Genomic DNA, 16,899 nt, shown 5'->3' with positions numbered 1-16,899 from the left:
CCGGCCAGCTTCGTCGACCGGTATCGGTCCAGGTCCGGGGAGATATACGGCCGTCCGTGGGGCAACCCTTGGCCATGAATGGGGCGCTAAGTGGCCGCCTACGGGGAGTATCTACTGACCGCCGTCAAACGTGCGTGAGGTCCGCCCCCACCAGGATCGCTCTTGTCAGGACTGCGTTCGTGAACTTCGTGCCCACGACGTTCACTGCGGTGAAGTTGGCGTCCGGGGCGATCACGTCGGACAGGTCGCCCTCCCAGAATGTGGCACCCGTCAGTGTTGCCGATGCGAGATGGGCACCGGCCAGCACGACGCCTTCCAGACGGGCGCCCGTGAGTTCGACGCCCTGCAGATTCGCGTCCTGCAGGTCGACGTCGTGGATGGTGGCCCCGGTGAGGCGGGCCCCGCGCAGGTCCATCACGAGATGGCTCTGCCGCACCGGCTGGCGTCCAAGGACCGTCAAGGCCGCGGTGGCGTCAGGGGCGAGAAATGTGGATGGTGTCTGCGCCGAGTCCTCGGCTGCGCCCCTTCTTGTCCCTCCGTTCGGCCTGCTTCCGTCCCGTGCTGGGGTGCGCACGAACGCCGACAGGACCTCGACGACCGTGCGATGGTCTCTCTCGCTGTCGTTCATGATTCGTTCGAGGCTGTAGATGCCGCCGAGCCGTTCGTGAAGGTTGCCGGACCCGAGCAATTTGATCGCTTCGACGTACCGCTCGGTGACCTGTCCCTCGCGTGTCAGCTCCGCTTGCTCGCGGTCCTTCTCACGCAGGTGGGCGAACTGCTCCTGGCTGTGTTCGTACAGCTTCTCGGCATGCCGGTGGTTGCGGTGGGTGTAGTGGAGGCCAAGCCCGGTGATTGCTCCTGCCCCGACGGCGACGAGCATGGTCCGGAAGCCGGTGATGACCACACCGTCGGCCGGCTGAAGGTTCTTTTCCCGAAGGTGGGCACCGTCGATCCACCATGGTCCGCGCCACAGGAGCAGGACATACCCGATGGCTGCGGCCGTGCCCATTACGGCGAGGGCAAGGCGCCTGGTCTGCGGCTTCATGCAGCGCATGATGGACCGAACTCGCTGCAGCGCACGCATGAACGGGTCATCTCTGAGGGGAAGTTGAGCTTCGGGGCGGCGAACAGAGTGGGGCAGGTCAGCCCGGTGGTGTCCGGTTGGGAGAGCAAGGCGTTGATCAGCGGCCGGACCGCCGGGATGTCGCCCCGCCCACAGCATGGCGTGCTGACCGTCTCCGTGGGAACGGGCCAGGTCCCCCTCGGCAACGTGAACGGAGGAAAGGCCCTGTACGCGTAGGGTGGTCCGGTGAGTTCATCGCCTCGCGGCCGAGCGCGTGGGTTGCGCCCGGCCAGGAAGAGCGCGTCCCGCAGTACAGGACCACAGAGCGCGCCCTCGCTGTCGGTGGACACGCTGGCGACGCTGTATGAACGGTTGCGTACGGGTGCTGCGAACGTCGCGGGCGTCACCTATCAGACGGCCGTCTCGGCGATGCTGCTGGCAGCTGGTCGTGCAGGAAGCGTGCCGGGGCTGGCGGTAGAAGGGGTGCGGCCCGAAGGGCTGGAGGATGTGGACTGCAGGCTCGCGGACGGCTCGACGTTGTTCGTTCAGTGCAAGGAGCGCGGTGTCGGTGCTCGCTCCATCGCGGCCGCTGAGCTGGCGGAAATCCTGGTGCACGGCGTGCGAGCACTCGTGCTGAGCGATCCGGGCAGCTCCGCGCCAGGACGGGATGGTGCGCGGGATCTGTCGGCTTCGGGCTTCCCGGCTGCTCCCGGAGCTGCCATCACCCGGTTGGCCATTGTCACCAACGGCAGATTCGGCAGCTCACTGCCGGAGACGGGCTGGACTCGCACACTCGATCAGGTACTGGCTGATCTACCCGAGGGCGAGAGCACACTGGCCTCCCTCATGGCGGCTGTGGAGAGGCAACTCGCCGCGGCCGAACTACCTGCCGCTCTGGCTGCTGAGCTGGTCTCGCGGGTCCATCTGGTGCAGGCGCGGGAGCATCTCGGCCACTCCACACGGGGGCCGCTGGAGACCGGCCTGGATCTGCACCCGGCTCTGGCCGAGTTGCTGCGGACACGGCTGGTGTGCGACCTGTCGGAGGTGGGTGCCGCCCAGCGGGAGACGACGCTGGGTACGGCCATCTGGCGCACTGGGCAGGATCTGGAGGCGATGGCGGCGCGTCTGTGCCGCGAGGTGGATGTGGAGAGCCTGCACGAAGCGGTCCGGGCGGGCGTGTGCGAGCCGGTCGACTTCCTCACGCAGCCACGACAGGATGCGCGGCGCTTCTATGACGGCGTGAGCGTACGTCCCGGGCATATCGCCGCCGGTCTGGACGTGCTGCGCCCGGTCGAGACCGATCATGCACTCAGCGGGCTGGCCGAGCGGCGGCATGTGGTCTTTGCCGGTCCCAGCGGCAGTGGCAAGTCCGCCCTGTTGTGGCGCTGTGCCCGCCTGCTCGAGGGCGGACCGCAGCTGGTCCGGGTCTTGCGGGTGGGCAACCCGGCGGAGGCGGAACTGCTGGTGCGTCATGTGATGCGTGCGCAGCCCTCGGCGCAGTCGCGGGTGGTGGTCTGTGCCGACGATCTCGGCAGACCGCATATGGCTGCGTGGGCCGCGGCACGGGAGCGGCTCCTGGAGCAGCCGGGAGTGCTGGTGCTCGCCGCCGCCCGGCGCGAAGACCTCACGCCCGAGCTGAGCATGGGTGCGACTCTGGTGTCTGTCACATTGAGTGAGCTGACCGCCGAGCAGATCTACCAGGCCGTGCAGGACAGTGGCATTCCTACCGTGCTGGCTCGTGAGGAGGCCGTCGCCCGGGCTGACGGTCTGCTGATGGAGTTCATCGCGCTGGCCACCACCGGTCGGCGTCTACGGGAGGTTCTCTCCGACCAGATCACCGGTCTGCGGACACCACAGCGCTGTCTGGATCGGACGGTGCTGCGTCTGGTCTGCGCCGCCCACACTCTCGGTGTGGAAGTTGCCGCCGATGCGCTGCCTGCCGTTCTGGGTCAGCCCGCCGATCTCGTCGGGGATGCCTTGGAGCGACTTGCCGATGAGCATCTGGTCGTGAACGAGGACGGCATCGGCTGGAAGGGGCTGCATGATCTGCGCACTCAGGTGCTGCTGCAGCTTCTGCACACGTCTCCCCCACCGACCGTGGCTGCCACGTATGCCGAAACCGTGCTGGTGCTCCCGGCCGCAGCCCGCCCCTCGGCGTTGCGGCGGGCGGCATCTCACATTGCGGCTGCCGTCGCAACGGCCCAGGCGGACGACTTGCCGGGCGATGAGCGTCTGGCCGGGTTGCAGCAGGCGCTGCGCCCGCTGAGCCAGGCGATCGCGGACCAGTTGCGTGTCTGCGTGACGGATCCTCCCTGGGGTGTGTCGGCAGCCGCGCACGCCGCTGGCCTGCTGGAGACAGCAGACCGTCTGGATACCCTGGCCCATCTGCATGCAGCGCTACCGCTCGTGGAACGCGAATGCCCCCCAACCCTGGAGGCGCCCACCCTGTTGTGGATGGCGCTGATGTGGGCGGACCGTGACCTGGACGTTGAGGGACTGCGGCCGGCCAAGGAACTGGGCAGGCGGCTTCCTGCCCGTAGCGACGACCTGGGTCGCATGGCCGCACGGGGGCTTTCTCCCGATGCGCTCACGCGGCTGCTCCTCGACGCGGACCTGGCAACGGCGGTGCGCCTGTCCGAAGCCGCCGAGCAGCTGGTCGGCCTGAACCGTCAACAGGCTGCCCTGGTCTATGAAAGGCATGTCCCCCCGCGCCGGGGGCTGCCAGGGGAGGACCAGGACCTTGTGCAAGCCGACCGGCGCGCGCAACTGACCGCTTCCCTGGCCGCCCTGGCCGAGCTCCGCGGAGCGGACGTCACCGCGGTCTTCGGGGATACGGAGCAGCGCGCCGTCGACGCGGTGGCCAGCGACCCCTACGGCTGCCGCGTGTCCGTGGAGATCCGAGCAACTACTGCTGAGGACACCCAGTCCAGCCTGCAGCAGTCCTGGAGCTATGACACCGGCCGTCTCTGCGTCATCACTGCAGTCGCGTTCGCCCGGCTCGACGGTACGGACCCTGTGCCCTCGGCCTACCCGCCCAGGCCCGCAAAGGATCCGGCCTCCGACAGTGCCCAGACCAACCTCCTGGCGCGGCGTCTGTTCGATGCCTGCCCTGAGGCTGATGTCGTCGACGTACAGCTCTGGCGCCCTCACAGACAGCCGCAGCGCATCCACGGAACCGACGTCAGCAACGGTCACCGAACACTCGCGGCGGGCGCGCTCCTACGTGAGCGGGATACCAGCCGCAACGTCGCTCTACAGGCCGCCGCGGCAGACAGTGTCAGTTCGCAGCACTGGACAGAACGCTGCCAGGCACAGGCCCGACTGGCTGGCCAACTACTGGAACTGCTCGAGGAGTTCCCCGCCAGAGTCGGCCCCTACCTCGGTGCGCGCATCGGTCGTGAGTGGCGTCACCGGCTCGAGCTGGCGCACCAGGCCGCGGTCGCCATGCCTCCGCGGCCCGCGCCCCCTGAACCTGTCATGAGTACAGCCCAGGCGGCCCTGTTGACTATGTCGGCCTCCGACGAAGATCAGACGAAGCGGTCAGCCGCACGCCAGGATCCGGCGCGGGCTGCGTTCATCACCATTGCGTCCGCCCTGAGCCAGGCCGCCGGAGGGCACATCGCGGGCAACTCCCAAAACGTGCGGGGGGCCGCAGCCCGGCTGTTCGATGTACTGCCCGAACTGGAGGAAGCATCCCATCAGGGCGCGCCCGTCTTTTCGGGCATCGGCGACACTCTGCCGTCCCAGCTGGCCGCCACAACCTTGTCCGTCGCCAAGCTGTTGTCCGCCGTCGAGGAACCCCAGGTTGTCGCGGCGCTGCACCGAGGTGTGAAGAGGCTGGACTTGGTCATTCCCGCCGTGGACAGCGTGATGCAGGCTGCGCTGGACCACTCCCTGCGCGCAGCAACCGACATGCTGCGCCTGGCGGGAGCCGACCCCGCGTGCACCGCTGCATGCATGGATCCCGATCCCGCACCGGCGTGGTGTGATCAGCAACTGGTCATCGCCGTGCCCCTTGACCAGTGGCCGATGGCGCTTGAGGGGATACGCGCCTGGAGCAACGAGCAACGAGAGACGGCCAGGACCCGCTGCCGGATGTCGCTGGTGGCCGTGGAAGACGGTGAAGTCCTCCCGATCGGCATGCACGTCCACGGCGTCTACGGCCAGGCCCTGCCCCTTACCCCCGAGCGCTTCCCGGGCTTCGCCGAAGCCTTGGGTCTGCCGTTGCGCACCAACGACACGCAAAAGGCCGTCCGCGACGCTGTCGACCAGCTGACGGCCTACTCCTACGCTCTCGTCCGCCGCGCCCACCGGACACCTGGCTGGTCCGCTGACCCGCATCAGCCTCCTTCTCCGGAAGTGACCGCGGCAGAGTTCGCCGGCGCCCACAGCGCTCTCATCGAACGGGCCGAGAGCGACACGCCTGTCAGCGAGCGTGAACAGTCGCGCATCCGAGCGGCAGTTGCGTTGTTCGAACTGTGCCAGCTCGTCGCCGAAGAGGACGGCACAGGCCCGGGACTGGCCGCCGGGCTGGCAGCACTCGACCCGCATCGCCTCGTCCTGCCGGACGACAACCCTGCAGTGAAGGTGTTCGATCGCGCCCTCGCCGCAGCCATCGAAGCCGACCGGGCAAGCTACCGATAGGGCTGCGGCTCCTCACCCGCTTCGCCTCAGGGCTCAGTACTGCGCTATAGGAAGTGCCATCGATCTGTCCAGCACCATCGTCACTTGACGCCACCTCATGATGTCAGCAGCCGCCACCACCAGCATCCACTCAACCGCAGGTCAGAGGGCCTATCTCCGACACCTGACACTGACTCAGTGACGACATCCCCTCAGTGGCACTGCAACGGCACTTCACAGCAGGTTTTTCCCTTTCCTGCCACGTAGGAGCCTCACTGTCCTACAGGAGAAGGCAGATCGGAATGGCAGCAATGGAACTCCGACCCCACCAGCGAGAAGCCGTGGACGCGGTACTGCGCGCCCTCGAATTGCCTGCAAGATCTCTTGTGCCGGAGGGTGGCCTCCGGACTCAGGTGATCATGGCGACCGGATCCGGCAAGAGCCTCGTGGCCACCCGGAGCGCTGAGGAGCTCCACGCGGGCCGGGTCCTGGCGCTCGTGCCCTCGTTGGATCTGCTCGCCCAGACCGAGGCCTCCTGGCGCGCTGGAGGTCGTACGGGTCCGATGGTCGGGGTGTCGTCCCTGCGCGGGGACCAGGTGACCTTCCCCAACACCACGGACGTGGACGAGCTGGTCTCCTGGGTGAAGCCGTTCGACAAGGTGACCGTGTTCGCCACGTACGCCAGCCTGGGGCTCGGCACGCTGGAGCGCGCCCACGAGGCCGGCCTTCCTGGCTGGGACCTGATCGTCGTGGACGAAGCCCACCGCTGTTCCGGCCGGATCGGGAAGCCGTGGGCGGTCGTCCACAACAACCAGAAGATCCCGTCCCTGCGCCGCCTGTACATGACGGCCACGCCGCGCCTGTGGCAGCTGGACGAGGACTCCGAGCAGGGCGCGCCGGGCGAGCTGGTGGCTTCGATGGAGGATGACCCCAACGGCCCGTTCGGCAGCAGGTGTTTCACCCTGACGTTGTCGGAGGCGATCGACCGGGGAATCTGTGCGCCGTATCAGGTGGTGTGCGTGGACGTCACCGACACGCAGCTCCAGGCGGCTGTGCTGCTCGGTGCGGACGGGCGCTCGGAGCAGGTGCGCGGGGCCCGGCTCGCCGCGCTGCAGACGGCGCTGGTGAAGGCCGCTTCGGAGGAGGGCTTGCGCCGTACGTTGTCGTTCCATCACCAGATCCGTGAGGCTGAGGCGTTCGCGGCCGGCCTTCCTGACGTCGCCGCGCAGTTGCACGACAGCGATCCGGAGCTGTACCCCAAGACGATCTGGGCGGACTGGCTGTGCGGTGATCACAAGCCCAACCACCGGCGGCGGGTTCTCGGGGAGTTCGCCGACGGGATCGCCACGGACGGCACGGTCGTGGAGAAGGGCTTCCTGAGCTCGGTGAAGGTGCTCGGGGAAGGGGTCGATACCCGGGAATGTGACTCCGTGTACTTCGCGGACGTGCGCGGCTCGATGCCGGACCTGGTCCAGGCCGTGGGCCGGGCGCTGCGGATGCAGCCCGGCGAGGGCAAGACGGCGTCGCTCGTGGTGCCCGTGCTGCTGGGGCCCGGGGAGACGGCGGACAACATGCTCACCTCCCGGGCGTATGGCGGGTTGGCGAAGCTCCTGGAGGCCCTGCGAGCCCATGACGCCCGCATCGTGGAGGCTCTGGCGCAGCAGCAGGCTCCGAGCCGCTACAAGCCCGTCCAGAAGGGCGAGAAGGCCAAGGCGAAGAACGGGGGCCAGGGCGGCGCGTCGGGACCGGCGAAGGCGTTGCTGAAGTTCTCCACGCCGCGTGACCCGGCGCAGCTGGCGCTGTTCATCAACCTGCGGGTCCTCGACCCGGAGCACGAGCACTGGCGGCGCGGCATCGAGGCCGCCGTCATCTACGCCCGCGAGGTGGGCGACCTGAAGGTGCCGTTCACGTACCGGGTGCCAGCGGGTGAGGAGGCTCAGGCTGAGGGGTGGCCGGCCTCGCTCGCCAATTACCCGCTGGGGCAATGGACCGCCGACAACCGGAGGTTCTACGCCCGAGGGACGCTGGACGAAGAGCGTGTCGAGCAGCTGGAGCGCCTCGGCATGGTGTGGTCGCACTACGACGTCGCGTGGGAGGAAGGCCTCGCCGCGGTGCACGGGTGGGCGGAGGAACACGGGCACCTGCTGGCTCCGCTGGACGCCACGTTCCGGGGTGCGAAGGTGGGGATCTTTCTGAAGAACGCGCGGGCCGCCGCGCGGAAGGCTGCCGAGATCGAGCAGCGGCGTGCCGAGGGGCTCCCGGTCAGGTCGTCGGCCGGCGCCCTGTCGGAGGAGCGGCGCGAGCAGCTGGAGGAGATCGACCCCTCCTGGTGCCCCACCTGGCCGGTGGAGTGGCAACGGGCGTTCCACCTCACCCGGCAGCACCTGGACGACGGCGGTGCACTGCCGACCGAACCGGGCGTGGTCCTGTACCAGGGCGAGGACCTCGGACGGTGGGTGCGTGCCCAGCGGCTCGGCTTCGGCCGGCTCACCGCCGTGCAGCAGTGGATGTGCGAGCAGGTCCTCGGGATCACCCCCGCGACCGAGGACGAGAAGCCGCAGCCGCGCCGTACCCAAGCCGGCAAGTGGGCCGCCAACCTGGCAGCCGCGAAGCAGTTCTACAAGCGTGAGGGCCATCTGAACGTCCCTCGCAAGCACGTGGAGACCGTGCTCGCAGACGAGGGAGGGCAACTGCAGTTCCGACTTGGGGCATGGGTCAGCAACCAGCGCTCGCGCGCGGCGACGCTGTCGGAGGACCGGCGCGAGCAGCTGTCCGCGATCGGGATGCGGTGGACATAGAAGGTCGCGCCTCACATCGAGGCCCGATTACGACATAACCATTGCACCAAGCAGAGGCCCGGACCAGACGTCCGGGCCTCTGCCGTACCCGGAACCTTCGCTCCCCTTGTTGCTGTCCGGGCTCCGGCTTCCAGCCCTACGGGGTGAAAGAGCCGGTTCCGGAAGGACGAGACGCAAGCACCGGAGACCTGTCACCGTCCCGCGCGATCGACCGAACTCGCAAAGGAGACCGTACCGATGACCACCCGCCAGACGACCGGGGGAACACACGCTCCGATCGCAGCTAGTCTGGACACGACGCCACCCTGGGCACGGCCCGAGGCCGCACAGGGACGCTCTCAAGCAGAGAGCGGCAGGAACGCCGACCGCGCGGCGCGCACCACCCCCACGCGGACGCCACCACCACAGGTGGCCGCCGCCACTGCTTCCCTGCCTGGTAGGAGAATCCCGATGCCTCGGGACCTGCACTCCCCCTCATCCGCACACCCTGATCCGCCCAGCACGCCGGAGTCGATGGGCGACGGCAAGCCGACGTTCCTGTCACAGCGCACCGCGCTGATCCTCTTCATGGCCATCGCCACAGGCATCGGCATCGGCATACTGACCTTCGCCTCCGAGACGTCCTGCCCCAAGGCGGTCCTCGCCGGCATCTGCGCTGCGGCAGCCTGCACGATGGGGCTGAACACACTGATCGAATAACCGTCGACGGGCCGGGCAGGTCACCCTGCCCGGCCTCCTACTGCTTGGTCTCAGCGGCGAGTCGTGTACATGTGCAGGATGTCGCCCATGGGCTCTACCGTGCCGTCCGGCTTCTTCCGGAATCCGGGTCCCGAGTCAAAGCGCAGTGTCGGCCCGCGCCGTCTCAGCTGGACCTTGTCGAGCGCGGCGTGCCGGTCCGGGTGCCCGACGACAACCTGCTGGCAGGTGTCCGCGAGGTCCTGGTTGCAGCTGTGCACTCGGCTGAGTCTGACCTCTTCTACGGATGGGCCGTCATCGTGGACGAGGACGAGTTGGGCCGTGGGGCTGACCGGGAACCTGATCTCTTCGGCATTTTCCAGGCCGAACCCTTCGTACGCGTCCCTCGGAGTCTCGGGACGCCATAGGACCAGGGGTGCGTCGGAGGTGAGAAAGATCGGCTTGCGACTGGTCTCAAGTCGCCAGTGCCGAGCACGGTAGTGCGGGATGCACACGGTGACAGAGCTGAACGTCACGGCGACCGCTTCGTCGTGGGTGGGGTCGTTGCCGCCGTTCATCGCTCGTGTGCCGTGGTAGTAGTCGAAGGCGCCCTGGGCTTCGGCTTTCCGTGGCGGGTGACCGAGATGCTTGTGTGTGAGGTACTCGGTCATGAGTGCCAGGTCGACTTCGCGGCCGTCCGCGTAGTCGGTGACGTTGCGCCCGAAGAGGGGGCCCGTGCGTTTCCTGGGGGTCCTGGCCATCTGCACAGCCAGGTAGAGGCAGAGCAGTTCACGGTCGTCGGTTCCAGCGGCCGGCGGCATCCCCGATTCGTCGATCCGGCGCAGGGCGGCGAGCGCCTGTCCTTCCAGGCCACTGAGCTCTTGCTCAATGGCCGTGGAGGGTGCGCCGTTCTCGTCCGTGATCGTGTAGAGGCCGGTCTCGGCAGCGACGTTCTTGACGTTGGAGAGGTGCGTCTTGGGTGGGCACCGACGCCTCACCCTGACCATGTCGCCTCGCCCGAATCGTGCCAGGTAGCTCTGCGGCACGTAGTGGTGCAGTTTCGGCGCAGACACGTCAGGTGCTCACCTCGGTGATGGTGTCCGCGATCAGGACGGGCAGGTGGTTGATGGCGCGTTCCAGGAGCCGTTCGATCGGGACCGCGAACTTGCTGTTGTCGACGTTGATGAGCGTGCCCCAGGTCGCGGGTTCGTAGCGGGCGAGCATGGACAGGGCGTAGAGCACGGCCCACCAGGCCATCAGGGGGTGCAGTTCCCGCTTCATCGAGCCCAGGACAGGCAGGAAGTACCGGCTCCCGGCGTAGCCGCGGGTCATGGTCCGCAGGTGAGCGACCCGTTCGGCTGAGGTCGCCATTCCGTCGAATCCGGTGCCCACACCCTCGGGCATGAGCCAGTTCATCCTGAGTTCGCCGCCACCGACCTGGTAGCGGGTGTAGTCCGGAGGCGCCTCCGACCCGCGGGTGAGGGCGCCGGTGGTCACATAGCTCTCGTGCTGGGCGACGGCCGGGTACGAGACGAGGAAGGCGGCCAGCGCCTCGCGGGTGCCGGCGTCGATGACCCGGTCTGGGATGTCGCACACCGGGACGCTCAGCAGGGAGTGCTCGTGCGTGCCAACGCCGATGTCATCCCCGACTGTGTACAGCGGGGTGAGTCGGTCCCCCTCAGTGAGCGGGTAGCGAAGGTTCGGGGGCAGCAGGTCCCACACGTCTACCAGGCGCAGCGGGTCCATCTCCCACACCGGGGAGTCGAGGACCTCGCTGACCTTCACGAAGCTGCCCCGGGTTCCGGATGCGTCGGTGCGGATCTCGATGTCGGGGAAGGGCAGGTGGAACCCCGTGGTCTTGATCCCGTGGGCCTTGAGGCGCCAGTCCTCGCCATCGAGGGACCGAGCGGCGGCCGTGATGGCGCGGCCGGCCTGGCTGAGGCCATAGAAGGCCAGGACCGGGCTCGTGGCAGGTCCCACGACAGCAGCGGCGCGGAACAGCTGCTGAGCCTGCTCCAGGGCTGCCGAGTACGTCTTGCGGCGGGGCGCGGTATCGGCCCCAGCCGGTGGATCGGAGCGGCTGGCCCGCAGCCGTTCCCACGCCTCATCGGCGTCGAGATCGTTCATGGCCGGGACGCTACCCGCTGTCGAGTTGACGCCGCTGGGTGATTTTTTCCTCGTGTACGCGTGCGCGGATCTAGTCGCAAGAGTCCAACTTGCCTGGTTTTCTTGGCTCTTGACAGTTTTTAAGGTGTTCTGTCACGGTCTTATTCGCCCGCTCCGGGCGGACCACGAGAGAGGGAGATCCCCATGGCACGACTGACCGAGTACGACGACGCCCAGGCGGCGAAGCGCCTGCGCGTCCCCGTCGCCGCCTTCCGGTGGGCGCGGCACACCGGCCTCGTCCCGGCCCCGGACGCCTCCTCCTGGCAGTGGTCGCGGGCCGCCGTGGAGGCGATGGACGCAGACACGATCCGGGCCGCGCTCCCCCACGATCCGGTCCCCGCCGCCGTGGCCGCCGACCGCATCGCCCAGGCCCTGGGCACGCCGAACGTGCCCGGCGAACCGCCGGTCGTGAGCGCCTTCGCGGTGCGCCGGCTCATCGCCGCTGGGCTGCTGGCCGACCTGACGGCGAACCCGGAGGCCGTGCTGATCAACCCCGACCAGGTGACGGAGGTCTGCGGGATCGAGGGCCTGGCGCAGCGGCTCGCCGACGAAGCGCCGCTCGGGCCGGACCAGGCGGCCGCCCGGCTGGGTGTGAGGAGGGTCGATTTCGACTACATGCGGGACCTGTCGTGGGTGCGTCCGGCGGAACGGCGTGAGGTGCGTTTCGGCACGTCACGGGCCGGGGCTGTGATGGTCCCGCTGTTCACCACGGCGTCCATCGACGCCCTGCCCGACGCTCACCCCGAGGTCGACTGGGAGCAGCTGTGCAACGTCGGGAAAGGACGGCGCTCCCCGCTCGCCGCCCTGGTGAAGGCCAGGCAGCAGGAGAAGGAGGCCGCCGCGGTGTGAGCGGGTTTCGCCCGTGTGGGTGATGACAGCCGGGCGGTTCGGCGGGACGCTCAGCAGAAAGTCGAGAACTCCACAGACCACTTCAGGGCCCGGTCGCGCTGCGCGGCCGGGCTCGCGCCGTGCGGCGCGGCTGTTCCGCAGCAGCCGTGCCGCCGGGCCGCCTGCTGGCCGTGCGGGAGTGCGCCAGCAGGCGGCCGGTGTCCCAAAGGTGCAGGCTGATGGGGTGGAGTGGCCCGTGGACGTCGCCCTCGCGCGGCCCGTGACGCAGCTGCCGACAGGCCCGTCGTGGGCGTACGAAATCAAGTTATGGACAGGGCTTGAACGTGTCCGTTGTCCGCGACGGCAGCAGGGCCGAGGTATGTCCGCGATGGAAGGGCCTCAATTGACGGACGCCGTCAGGCCTGGAGGGCTTCATTGCGGGACAGGGCCCGCTTGAGCAGACCCTCCAGTGCGTCCTGCTCGTTCTGGGTCAGGCCGGCGAACAGGGGTTCCTCGGCCAGGACCTTCAGCAGCCGTTCCCGCAGCTCGACGCCCTCCGGGGTCAGGACAAGCTGCTTGGCCCGGCGGTCGGTGGGGTGGGGGCGGCGTTCTATCAGCCGCAGGCTCTCCAGCTTGTCGATCACGACGGTGGCCGGATCAAGAAGGAGAGACCGACCTCATGCGGTGAACCAGCGCCGGCGCCCGCGCTCCGGTGTGGGCCCTCGTCATCTGCCACCGCGCCGTACGGACCCTTCCCGGCAGCGGCTATCCCGCACGGCAGAATGCTCACCCGGCATTGCGCGGTTCACAACGCCGGTACGGCATCGATCTGCCGCTTCACCCGGAGGAGGTCGAGCTGGCGTCGTTCGCCGACGATCCGGCCGTCGGCCACGTAGGAGGAGTTCATGGCCCGCACCGAAATCTTGTGACCGAAGTGTCACCTGATGACCACCGGGTGACCGCTGTCCACCGGGCGATTTGCCGGAGTCCAAGGAATGCTTGGAGAGCGTCACCGCGAGCGATCAGCCGCCGATACGCCGTGTGAAGCACCCGAACCGCACCGGAAGGAATCTCACGCCATGACCGAGACCGCGCCCAAGGCTCCGACTGCACCAGGGGTGCGGTCCTGGTGGGGGATCCCGTACGCCACCGCCGAGCGGTATCGCCGCCCCGTGGTCGCGGACTTCGATCCGAGTCTCCCGTACGACCGCAAGGGCGTCGTCTCCATCCAGCCGGACAGCGGCGACTGGCTCGAAGCGGACAGTGGGATGGGCGAGGACTGCCTGAACCTGAACGTGTGGGCCCCCGAGCAGCCGGCCGACACGGCGCTCCCGGTGACCGTGTACATCCACGGCGGCGGATTCGAGTACGGCGCGAACACACAGATCACCTCGAACGCCGCCGGTCTCGCCGCGACGGGGCGCGTGGTGGGCGTGTCCATCAACTACCGGCTCGGCGCCCTGGGCCCGCTCTCGCTCTCGCAGTACGGCGGGAAGCTCGCCGAGGCCAGCAACCTCTTCCTCCAGGACATCATCGCCGCGCTCACCTGGATCCAGCGGAACATCGCCCACTTCGGCGGCGACCCCGACAACGTCACCGTCTACGGCCACAGCGGCGGCGCCTACTCCACCTTCGGGCTGCTCGGCGCCTCTTCCGCTGACGGCCTGTACCGGCGACTGGCCGGGTTCTCCGGCGGGCCCGCCCGCTCCATCCCGGCCTGGTGGGCCGAGGAACTCGGGCACCGGTTCGTCACCGAACTCGGCGTCGCGGACAACCCGGAGAAGCTCCTCGACCTCGACCCCCTCTCCCTGCGGGACGCGCTGCGCAAGGTCCTCCCGACGGACCTCGGAGTCCGCGGAGGGGTGGACAACAAGGCCACCGGCGTCGTCCTGGACATCGGGCAGCCCGGCGCGGTGGTGCACGCCCACCCCATGGACGTCCTCGCCTCGGGCGCGCACCGCGATGTCGACGTGCTGCTGAGCATGGCGAGCGACGACATGGGCTGGTGGGTGGCGAACGACCTTGACCGGTTCGACCCGGGCACCGTCGACCGCGTCGTCGACGAGGTTGCGGGGTGGCGCATCTCCCGCTCCCGCGCGCAGAAGATCGTCGACGCCTACGACCGGGACGGCCGTACCCCGGCCGAGGTCCGCGCCGCGGTCATGGCGGACTACCTCTTCGCGATCCCCGCCGCCCGCGGCGCCCTGGCCCACGCCGCCGCCGGCGGGAACGCCCACCTCCTCCTGATCGGCCCCGCCGAGGGCGCACCCGCCGTGCACGGCACCGAGATGTACGCCCTGGTCGGCCAGGAAAAGCCGGGCCGCAGCGTTGAACAGGGCGAGCGTGACACGCGGATCCGCGACATCGTGCTCGACTTCGCCACCGGCGAGCACTCCCGTCTGTGGCCCGCGGTCACGGACAAGCCCACCTCGGAAACCGTCGGCAACTCTCCCTTCGAGGGCACCGCTCACTACCAGCAGGTCCTCGACCTGTGGGAGGGCATCGACCGTCCCTGACGGCCGGCGGGCGATACGGACGACGCAGGGAAAACACGGAGTGAGGTACTCGGTATGAGCCAACCGACAGCAGCAGGCGACGCCGCCGCACCGGCGACGATGAGGGCTGTCGTCGTCACCCGGCCCGGTGGCTTGGAGGCACTGGAGATCAAGGACGTCCCGGTGCCCGTCCGCAAGCCCGGCTGGGTGCGGATCAGGGTGAAGGCGTTCGGTGTCAACGAGTCCGAGGTCACCACCCGCAAGGGCGAGTCGGATGCGGAGGTCAGCTACCCGCGGGTGCCCGGCATCGAGGGCGTCGGCGTGGTCGACGAGGCCGACGAGGACAGCGGGCTGTGGCCGGGACAGCAGGTGGCCACGATGATGGGCGGCATGGGCCGGGCCTACGACGGTGCGTACGCCCAGTACGTGACCGTCCCCGCGGCACAGGCCATCCCGTTCGAGACCAGCCTGCCGTGGGATGTCGTCGGTGCGCTGCCGGAGATGTTCCAGACCGCTTACGGGTCCCTGACCCGGGGCCTGGCCCTCAAGGCCGGACAGACGCTGCTGATCCGCGGCGGCACCTCCACGGTCGGACTGAGCGCGGCCACGATCGCGAAGGACCTCGGAGCGACCGTGCTGTCCACTACCCGCAGCGAGTCGAGGTCGGGGGAACTGCGGGCCGCGGGCGTCGACCACCCCCTCGTCGACAGCGGCACCCTCGCCGACCAGGTGCGCGAGCTGGTTCCGGACGGGGTTGACGCAGCCCTGGAACTGGTCGGCTGCTCAGTCCTTCCCGACACCCTGCGCACCGTCCGCCAGCACGGCACGGTCTGCTTCACCGGAGCCCTGGCGGGCCAGTGGACGATCCCCGACTTCAGCCCGTTCATGATCCCGGGTGGGGTGCGGCTGACGTCCTACGGGGGTGAGGCCGCCGACCTCCCGGCAGACGTCTTCGCCCACCAGCTCCAGGCCATCGCCGCCGGACGTCTCAACGTGCCGGTCGCGAAGGTCTACCACGGGCTGGAACAGGTCCGTGACGCCCAGGCCGACCTTGAGTCCGGTGCCACGCCGGGCAAGCACGTCGTCGTCCTGGGCGACTGAGACCTGATCGCGGGACCCGACAGGGTCATCGCACACATCGTGCGCAGTGGGTGCCTCAGTCCGGCGGTGAGCGTCGGCGATGCCCGTCGTTTTTGGAGGAGAGAACAGATGGCGGACCAGACAGCAGCAGACTTTTTCGGTGCCGTGACTGCCCGGCCCCCGTTGGACCCGGAGCTCGCGCCCGTCGAGGAGGCGCGGGGAGCTGTCTTTCCGGCCCTGACGGACGAGACCCTGCTGGAGATCAGACGGCAGATCGCCGCGGGTTCCCCTGCGTTGGATTCGGAGGCTCTGACGGTGGGCGGCAGAGTGCGCGTGGAGGAACGCAAGGTAGCCGGGCCGGAAGGCGCGCCGGACATCACGGTGCTGATCCTCAGCCCCGTCGAGGACCGAGGCCCCAAGGGAGGCATCCTCAGCCTCCACGGCGGCGGGATGATCATGGGGGGACGCCGGGACCACGTGAGTCATCTCCTCCCGCATGTGATCGAGGGGAGTGCGGTCGTCGTGTCGGTCGAGTACCGGCTGGCGCCGGATCACCCCGATCCCGCTCCGGTCGAGGACTGCTACGCGGGGCTGGTGTGGATGGCGAAGAACGCGGCCGACCTCGGCATCGATCCCGAGCGCCTCCTGATCGCCGGAGTCAGTGGTGGCGGCGGCCTCGCGGCGGGGACCGCGCTGCTCGCCCGCGACCGCGCCTTTCCCAGGCTCAGCCACCAGATTCTGATCTGCCCCATGCTCGACGACCGCTTCGAGACGCACAGCAGTCGCATGGTGGACCGCGAAGGCGTATGGGACCGCCACAGCAACCTGTACGCGTGGACCTCCGTACTGGGCGAGCGGCGCGGCGGCCCGGATGTGTCGCCGTACGCCGCGCCGGCCCGCGCCGAGGACCTCAGCCGGCTGCCGCGCACTTACATCGACACCGGCTCGGCCGAGGGGTTCCGCGACGAGATCCTGAGCTACGCCGGCCGCCTGTCCGAGGCGGGCGTGAGCGTCGATCTCCACATGTGGGGTGGAGGTTTCCACGGGTTCGACATGTCGGTGGGTGACGCGGCTGTGTCGCGTGCCTCCGACGCGACCCGTGAGGAGTTCATCCGGCGGGCCCTTGACGCGTGAGCGGTGCGACAACGCGCTGACGGCGAAGACAGCCGTT

The 16,899-nt window shown here is 68.9% G+C and carries 11 protein-coding genes; 7 read left to right on the top strand and 4 right to left on the bottom strand.

Annotated elements, in window-relative coordinates; genetic code table 11:
* Positions 1–124: 124 nt before the first annotated feature.
* Positions 125–1,045, bottom strand: coding sequence for a pentapeptide repeat-containing protein (locus tag G3I78_RS32580; RefSeq protein WP_239158179.1), 921 nt, complete (start codon positions 1,043–1,045; stop codon positions 125–127).
* A gap of 360 nt (positions 1,046–1,405) precedes the next feature.
* Between G3I78_RS32580 and G3I78_RS32575 the strand changes: the two genes are divergently transcribed.
* The 3 genes from G3I78_RS32575 (at position 1,406) to G3I78_RS32565 (ending at position 9,183) form a co-directional block, all read left to right on the top strand.
* Positions 1,406–5,707 carry a hypothetical protein gene (locus G3I78_RS32575; RefSeq protein WP_164431203.1) on the top strand — a complete coding sequence of 1,434 codons (4,302 nt, stop codon included), beginning with the start codon at positions 1,406–1,408 and terminating at the stop codon, positions 5,705–5,707.
* A gap of 281 nt (positions 5,708–5,988) precedes the next feature.
* Entirely contained in the window at positions 5,989–8,484 is a 2,496-nt protein-coding gene (locus G3I78_RS32570; RefSeq protein WP_239158178.1) for a DEAD/DEAH box helicase, read from the top strand.
* A gap of 513 nt (positions 8,485–8,997) precedes the next feature.
* Entirely contained in the window at positions 8,998–9,183 is a 186-nt protein-coding gene (locus tag G3I78_RS32565) for a hypothetical protein (RefSeq protein WP_164431199.1), read from the top strand.
* 50 nt (positions 9,184–9,233) lie between these two features.
* On the opposite strand, the gene G3I78_RS32560 is transcribed toward G3I78_RS32565, so the two are convergent.
* Together G3I78_RS32560 and G3I78_RS32555 are read right to left on the bottom strand one after the other, a co-directional pair.
* Positions 9,234–10,232, bottom strand: coding sequence for a DUF4238 domain-containing protein (locus G3I78_RS32560; protein ID WP_164431197.1), 999 nt, complete (start codon positions 10,230–10,232; stop codon positions 9,234–9,236).
* A gap of 1 nt (position 10,233) precedes the next feature.
* Positions 10,234–11,286, bottom strand: a complete 1,053-nt coding sequence (locus tag G3I78_RS32555; protein ID WP_164431196.1) for a YaaC family protein — start codon at positions 11,284–11,286, stop codon at positions 10,234–10,236.
* A 183-nt stretch (positions 11,287–11,469) separates the two neighbouring features.
* Here G3I78_RS32555 and G3I78_RS32550 point away from each other — a divergent pair, with 183 nt between their 5' ends.
* Positions 11,470–12,174: a hypothetical protein gene (locus G3I78_RS32550; protein WP_203615805.1), complete on the top strand. Its 705-nt coding sequence runs from the start codon at positions 11,470–11,472 to the stop codon at positions 12,172–12,174.
* 395 nt (positions 12,175–12,569) lie between these two features.
* On the opposite strand, the gene G3I78_RS32545 is transcribed toward G3I78_RS32550, so the two are convergent.
* The gene (locus G3I78_RS32545) at positions 12,570–12,797 is read right to left on the bottom strand and encodes a winged helix DNA-binding protein (protein WP_164431194.1); all 228 of its coding nucleotides are present in this window, start codon (positions 12,795–12,797) and stop codon (positions 12,570–12,572) included.
* Between the two features lie 435 nt (positions 12,798–13,232).
* Here G3I78_RS32545 and G3I78_RS32535 point away from each other — a divergent pair, with 435 nt between their 5' ends.
* From G3I78_RS32535 to G3I78_RS32525, 3 genes are all read left to right on the top strand, one after another.
* On the top strand, positions 13,233–14,669 hold the full coding sequence (locus G3I78_RS32535; protein ID WP_164431192.1) for a carboxylesterase family protein: 1,437 nt from the start codon (positions 13,233–13,235) through the stop codon (positions 14,667–14,669).
* A gap of 54 nt (positions 14,670–14,723) precedes the next feature.
* Positions 14,724–15,749 (top strand): zinc-binding dehydrogenase, encoded by a 1,026-nt coding sequence (locus G3I78_RS32530; RefSeq protein WP_164431190.1) that lies wholly within the window; start codon positions 14,724–14,726, stop codon positions 15,747–15,749.
* A 144-nt stretch (positions 15,750–15,893) separates the two neighbouring features.
* Positions 15,894–16,862, top strand: coding sequence for an alpha/beta hydrolase (locus tag G3I78_RS32525; protein WP_343243906.1), 969 nt, complete (start codon positions 15,894–15,896; stop codon positions 16,860–16,862).
* Positions 16,863–16,899 lie beyond the last annotated feature (37 nt).

This window comes from Streptomyces sp. SID13726, assembly GCF_010548375.1.
GTDB lineage: Bacteria > Actinomycetota > Actinomycetes > Streptomycetales > Streptomycetaceae > Streptomyces.
Note: the sequence above shows the minus strand (reverse complement) of the source record. Positions and strands in the feature narration are given on the sequence as shown.